At 61.3% G+C, this 6,088-nt stretch carries 7 protein-coding genes; 3 read left to right on the forward strand and 4 right to left on the reverse strand.

Annotated elements, in window-relative coordinates; translation table 11 throughout:
* The first annotated feature begins 787 nt into the window (after window positions 1-787).
* Both B7R24_RS17265 and B7R24_RS04590 read left to right on the forward strand, forming a co-directional pair.
* Window positions 788-1,369, forward strand: coding sequence for a hypothetical protein (locus B7R24_RS17265; RefSeq protein ID WP_147303960.1), 582 nt, complete (start codon window positions 788-790; stop codon window positions 1,367-1,369).
* Window positions 1,362-1,730 carry a hypothetical protein gene (locus tag B7R24_RS04590; protein ID WP_147303961.1) on the forward strand — a complete coding sequence of 123 codons (369 nt, stop codon included), beginning with the start codon at window positions 1,362-1,364 and terminating at the stop codon, window positions 1,728-1,730. Before B7R24_RS17265 ends, B7R24_RS04590 begins: the two co-directional genes overlap by 8 nt.
* Before the next feature lie 255 nt (window positions 1,731-1,985).
* On the opposite strand, the gene B7R24_RS04595 is transcribed toward B7R24_RS04590, so the two are convergent.
* On the reverse strand, window positions 1,986-3,101 hold the full coding sequence (locus tag B7R24_RS04595) for a hypothetical protein (protein ID WP_116417820.1): 1,116 nt from the start codon (window positions 3,099-3,101) through the stop codon (window positions 1,986-1,988).
* A gap of 581 nt (window positions 3,102-3,682) precedes the next feature.
* A complete protein-coding gene (locus B7R24_RS04605) occupies window positions 3,683-4,345 on the reverse strand; it encodes a plasmid pRiA4b ORF-3 family protein (protein WP_172582705.1) in 663 nt (220 codons plus the stop codon).
* 125 nt (window positions 4,346-4,470) lie between these two features.
* Here B7R24_RS04605 and B7R24_RS17535 point away from each other — a divergent pair, with 125 nt between their 5' ends.
* Complete coding sequence (locus tag B7R24_RS17535) at window positions 4,471-4,644, forward strand: hypothetical protein (protein ID WP_172582706.1); 174 nt, start codon at window positions 4,471-4,473, stop codon at window positions 4,642-4,644.
* Between the two features lie 265 nt (window positions 4,645-4,909).
* Here the strand turns inward: B7R24_RS17535 and B7R24_RS04610 are convergent, their stop codons facing one another.
* Both B7R24_RS04610 and B7R24_RS18370 read right to left on the reverse strand, forming a co-directional pair.
* Window positions 4,910-5,848: a ferritin-like domain-containing protein gene (locus B7R24_RS04610; RefSeq protein WP_116417822.1), complete on the reverse strand. Its 939-nt coding sequence runs from the start codon at window positions 5,846-5,848 to the stop codon at window positions 4,910-4,912.
* Between the two features lie 151 nt (window positions 5,849-5,999).
* Window positions 6,000-6,088 (reverse strand): IS3 family transposase (locus tag B7R24_RS18370; protein WP_367302594.1); only part of this gene is annotated, 89 nt, incomplete at its 5' end.

The raw sequence follows: 6,088 nt of genomic DNA on the forward strand, positions 1-6,088 counted from the left end.
ACCTCAAAGGCACCAGCTACCGACTCAAAAACCACGGATCCGCGACAACTACAGCACACTAGAACCACACAACAATGGCCCTATTTTCAAATGGCGAAAGTGGCCCTGTTTTCAGTCGGCGTTAACACTCCCGACTACACGCCTCAATACGGTCGTGGCCAAGGTCCGGAGCAACACCCCGAACATATTCGCTCCCCCGATCCACCGTCAAGGAACAAGCGGGCGAGGAAGGTCAGCCGCAGCAGCCAATCACGGCTTCCTCCGAAGCGTTCCTGATGCACGGATGCCTATCATCAACTGAACCGTTGCCCCGATTCGTATGCCTATCCCGCCGGGTCTGTCATGAGTCTTCATCGTGAGCGGCTTGCTGGCAGAACACCGTCAAGCGGTAAGTGATCACATCGGGTGGGCCATCGGGGCGGGCCTGTTTCTTTGCTCGCAAGTTCAGACGGCTTCTCGGCTATCGCCCCGAATAAATCATCGCGTCACAGCTCGTCACAGCTCGTCACTGCTCGTCACGGCGATGTTTGGAATGTGATCAACCTCTTCGCGCTGAGAGCTCGTGGCCGGGGTTTTGTCGAGAATGGATCCGCCGGACACAGGCCGACAGGAAAGACGCGCAAGGATGTGGCTTCGCGCACATTCCGCACATCTGTCGCGGTTCGCTTTTCTCTCCTGCTGCTCTCTGACGTGGGCTCGTTGAATAAGCCCACGCCGGGGCGTAGATTGAGAACACAGCAACTCCGGACCTTGGTCGCTTCTATGACAAGCGATTTTTGGGGCACTAATGCTGAGCACGAGTATCGGGCTACGGACTGAACTGCTGGCCACGCATGCGGAGAACCGCGAGAATGAGCCGACAGAAAACGTGTCGCGTCTGGCATCAGCCCCCTCGGTGCCCCCACGCATACCGGCCATCACTGAGAAAACCGGTGAGGCAGAGATCGTGTTGTCAAAGGGTGGTGCTCTTCAGGATCGGGAATTTCGCACGGTGACAGTGCCGTTGCGCCTGGAAGGGTTCGAGGGCCGGATCAGGACGATCCAGATAGCCGTGACGGATCTGGACAATGCGACCGAGCAGGTCTGTTTGGGCGGGCAGACGATTGGGTTCATCAGCCGTGCTGGCAGAATCTTTGTAGCCCTATCCGGCACCCGTCGTGATCGGGCTGAGGAATGCGGCCAATGCCTGCTCTGGGACGAAGCAGCAACAATTCTTGTCACCGGGCTGGGTCGTCAGCCGGAACCAACCGAACCCGATCCTGCCCGGATATTTCCGGGACGCACGACCAATCAACACGCCGGTGACGCCGGTCAGCCGCGACTTCGCCAACCCTCCCGCAGACAGAGAGGGGAGATCGAGTATGACTGACACAGTTTTCGGACCCGGAGGTCCCGCCTGCGCGGTCACTGGAACGCATCCCACGTTCGGTGCGCCGAACATGCAGGACATCCTCATCCAACCATTGGCTGCTTCGCAGTGGCGAGTGATCGACACGCGTCTGCCGGAGACCGATGCGTGCAGTCTGCTGGGGTTCATCGAAGAAAAAAGTGAACAGTTCGAGGTCATGCAATTGCGTCACGGTTTCGAATGGTTCATCCTTTCTTCCTTGGCTGAAGCCGTCCACCATTTCAGCGCATCCGGAGACGGCCCCGGAACCAGCGAACTCGACACCGAACGGGTTCGTCCAGAGACACAGGATATCTGCGCCCCTGCGATACTGAATCGCTGAACGTATGGGTGTTCTGAATGGTGTGACGATCGCGGCAATTCTTGCGGAGATCCTTTTCCGTGAACGGGCACGCACTGTTGTTCCCGGCACCCATCAACTGTTCGAGGCGTCAAGCATCGGTGGCTCGCATCGTGGAGCGTGAACGGCCACCCGGTGGGTGGTGGATGGTGAACGGGATGTGGCCGAGAATTACCTCGGGGGCATACCAGTCAGTCCTAGAGCCGTGGATGGGCGGTAACGGCCTGGAGTGGTGGTTCAGCTGGCGGGGAGGGCGAAGAGGGTGACGGCGGTCATGAGGAGTGCGAGGAGTCCGAAACCTATTTTCCGGGCGGCGCCGGTGGCGGTTCGCATGGCGATGATGGCTTGGAGGGCGTAGTAGGCAGCGAATGCGCGGGAGGCGATATCGACGATGATCAGGGTCGGGACGGTGGCAGCGAGAGCAATCGCGGCGGCGCCGCTGATCAGGTAAGGCCTTGGGCCTTTGAACCATTGGTTCAGGCTTCGGAGGTTCCCATCGGCTGCTGCGGTGTCGGCGATCGCGGCACTGAATTGGGAGAACACGGCGGAAAGGACCAGGGGGAGCGCCAGCCACGGCGCGATGCGTCCGGTGATGTTCAGGAGGGTGTTGTCGGCGCCGGCGGGGGTGCCGAGTCCCATCACGGGGGTGGCGACGGCGACGAAGCCGATGTAGATGGAGGAGGAGATCAGTTGCGCTAGGCGGGAGGCGCGGATTCGGGTTCGGGCGTCGTATTCGTCTGCGAGGTAGCGGACGGTTTCGAATCCCTGCACGGTGATCACGATCCCGCCCAAGATGAGGAGTGTCGTGATGGGTGGCAGCGCCGGGACCGGGGGGAGAGTGAGGGTGCCGGATCCGGCGGCTTGGGCGTCGTGGAAGAGGAGGACCCCGCCGAGGATCGTGGTGAGGATGAGGACGGCGGTAAGGGAGACCCGGTCGAGTTTGTCCAGGCCCGTGAAACCTCTGATCGCGCCGATCGCGACGATGAGTGCGACTGCTGTGCAGGCGATGACGGGTTCCCAGAGGGTGGAGCCTGCGGTGTCGAAGAACCCGACGACATATTGGGCCATGATCCGCAGGTACAGGGCGACGGAGATGACATAGGCGATCACGATGACCGCATCAGCGGCCGTGCCCAGGCGTGCTGTTGCCGTGTCAAGGGTTCCCGTTCTCTGCCGGTCTTCGACGACGGTGACGTTGTGCCGTATGACGGTCCCGAGAAGCCACGCGACAGCGCAGATCGCGATGACACCCACGAGGGAGAGGGTGCCCAGGGTCCTTTCAAGGACGGGAACGATGATGAGCAGCCCGGAGCCGAGGATCGAGGCCAGAGGGGTGACAGAGGCGGCTATCACGCTACGTCGGCCGCCAGGTTTCTTCGTGACCGTCACACGCTCATAAGAGCAGTAAACGTGGGGGACCCCCAACCAAGGCCCCCCGATCGCACGCCTGGGTATACGGACACGGGGACACCGATGGGGTCGATGGTCTTCACCGTCATGGTGGCCATTTCTCAGATGGAGCTCGACATTAGACGGGAACGCATCACGGTCAGTGTGTCTGAGCGTCGCGCGGCGGGGAGGACCTGGGCGGGAGGCGTCAGCAGTTCACGCACAGTCAGGTCATGAAAACGAGGCGTCATATTGATGTGGGAGAGCCGGCGTCGCAGGTCGCCCGGGATCTGGGGATGTTGTCGCGGGCAACGTTGTGTCGGCGTGTTTTGTCGTTGACTTGATGAACACTGAGCGTATGGGGGAGTTGAAGATGCGATTCGTGGAGCGCGCCGACGCACAGTTCGACAATGTTACGCCCCCGGTAGTGGGCGCGCCGGTAATGATTTCTGTGGCCGGTCTCGATAAGTCGCTGACAGCCCGATTGGTGGTGCCGTTCGTTTCGTCGCTGGTGGTGACTCTGCCGCGGAGGTCGTCCGGGATTCCTATTGTCGTTTTGTGTGCGTGGTGGTGTCTGGGAGGGCGAGGCGGAGGGTGTGGTTGACGGTTCGGGTGTCGTAGGTGGCGGGGTCGAATGGGTGCCGGGGGTTGTTGTGCATGCTGGTGACCCATTCGGTGAGGTCGTGGTGTTCGTGGTCGGTGGGGTCGCTGAGGACGTCGAGGATGTGGTCGTAACCATCGATGCCGCCGCTGTCTTCAAGAGGGCAACGCCGCTCACCCCGAATTACTGTGACGGTGGGGTCGTCGGCTTTCATGGGGAGGGCTTCGATGAAATCCAGGCGGTGCAGCCAGTTGTCGCCGAGGTCGTACATATAGAACAGGGGCGCTTGTTCGGTGAGCACATCGCGGAGGGCGAAGTCTTCCTCTGCGAGGTAGACGCCGTCATTGTCGTCTTCGCGGAGGAACGGGGACGCCCATCGTCTTGGCCGCATCGGGGTGATGGTGCCGTTCACGTTCGGGTCGTAATCGAGGAATTCGTGCAGGTGGGTGTTCTCCCAGCCCATCACGGTTTGGAGTGCATCGTGGACGTGGGGCAGGCCAAGGCTGGCATCGATTTCGAAGAGCCGCCAGATCTCCGGATCGCTGTCGATGAGGTGAACTCTGACTCGGAAAAGAGCCGGACCGGTTTGTTTCACTCCTGCCGTCATCCCCAGATTCTCCCACAGTGGCAGCCAAGGGCGGTGGGTGCGGATCCAGGATGTCCGTGCCGAGGAATCGGCCTCGAGCTTTTTCACACCCCGCCCGTACGCACCGTGTTGGATAGGCTTGGTCAATGGTTGAGCACATCGAAGACTGTGATGTTTATGCTGCATCGTCGTACAAGGTCGCTATTTCCCATGGTCATCGGATGATGCAGAACGTGAATTTGAAGGCGCGGGTCGACACGGAAACCGGCGAGGTCACGTTCTACGTGCCGCTGGACATGATCGACACACTCCGCGACTAATCCCCTATCCCAGCAACCAGACAGAATCGGGTACCGATTCAGGCCCCTCAAACGGGACCCTGAACGAAACGTTAAAGAGAGTGAGTCAGGTGAAGTGGTCGAGTGCCTTGGAGTAGCAAAGGGCGTCGCGGGTCTCGGCCATAACGACAGAGACATGCCGCCCGACCTTGGGGCGTAATTACCGACACGCCTAATACCAGATGCTGTAAGAAGAAGGGCCCCCGGCAGCTGCCGGGGGCCCTTCTTCATGCTCAGTGCAGGAGGACTAGTTCGCTGCGCTGGTGTTGATGGCGCCGTTGACGCCGGCGGGGAAGAACCCGCCCTTGGTGACGGCCTTGTTGTTCAGGTAGACGACGTTGAGAACCTGGCCGGTCGACCGGCTGTAGGCGATCGAGTTGGCGTCGGTCGGAACGAGGTTCAGGGCGCCGCCGGCGCGGACGTCGGTGATTCCCTGGTCGTCGTCCGTGGCTCCGTCGAGGCTGTCACGGGCGTTCGAGATGGCGTTCGCGGCGTCAGCGAGGCCCTTGGCGTAGAGCGACGTGCGGATGATACCGGCGTGGTACGCCTCGACGGCGAGGATGCCGGCTGCGGCCTCCAGGTACGTCTTGTTCGTGATGAGCGGGGCGGCACCCTTGTAAGCGGTGACTCCGACGTCTTCGAAGATGAACGAGGCGAGCAGGAAGTTCTCATCGTTGGCGAACGCGTCGAACTTCTGGCCGGGCTGGATCAGACCGGCAGCAAGAGCTGCCGAGGTGAAGGCCTGGTCGAGGTTGATCGCGGGGCGGGCGACAGCTGCGCTGCCGAGGGCAGACCGGAGGAAGCGCACGTGAAGACGCTCGTCCTGCGAGATCTCGCGGGCGTACGCACGCACGTTCGCGTCCTTGAACTGCACCTGGCGGCCACCGGTGACGGCGCCGAGGGTGCCCTTACCGGTGGTGTCGTTGGGTACGAGGCCCGAGCCGGTGGAGGCGCGGAGGTAGAACTCGGCCTCGAGGTACTCGAGGTTGAGGGCGAAGTTCAGCACTGCAGCATCCGTCGCTGCGGCGTTGGGGTCTTCGGCTGCCTGCGCGCCGACGGTCGGGATCAGCACTGATGCTCCGACGCCCAGACCGGCCAGGCCGAAGCCCTTGAGGAGAAGTCGTCGGTCAAGCTCACTCTGCGAGCTGCGATCAATCGCATTCGCAATGAATTTCTTTTCAAACATTCGGATGGTTCCTTACGTTGTGATGAAAGTGGACGAGTACCCCTCGCTGCTCAGTATGCACAGGACGTCGCGTATGCGCCACACCTTCGAGAGAAGGCCGACCACACCTTTGTTGAGGCTGACCCCGTTTCCCGGACAGGTGGTTGGTTGGTCAGGCTGCCAGTGTGAGCTGGCGGCGTTCGTACTCTAATGGACTGAGGTAGCCGATGCCGGAGTGGCGTCGGCGGGCGTTGTACCAGC

It is taken from the genome of Subtercola boreus (assembly GCF_003399645.1).
In the GTDB taxonomy this organism is placed as follows: Bacteria; Actinomycetota; Actinomycetes; order Actinomycetales; family Microbacteriaceae; genus Subtercola; species Subtercola boreus_A.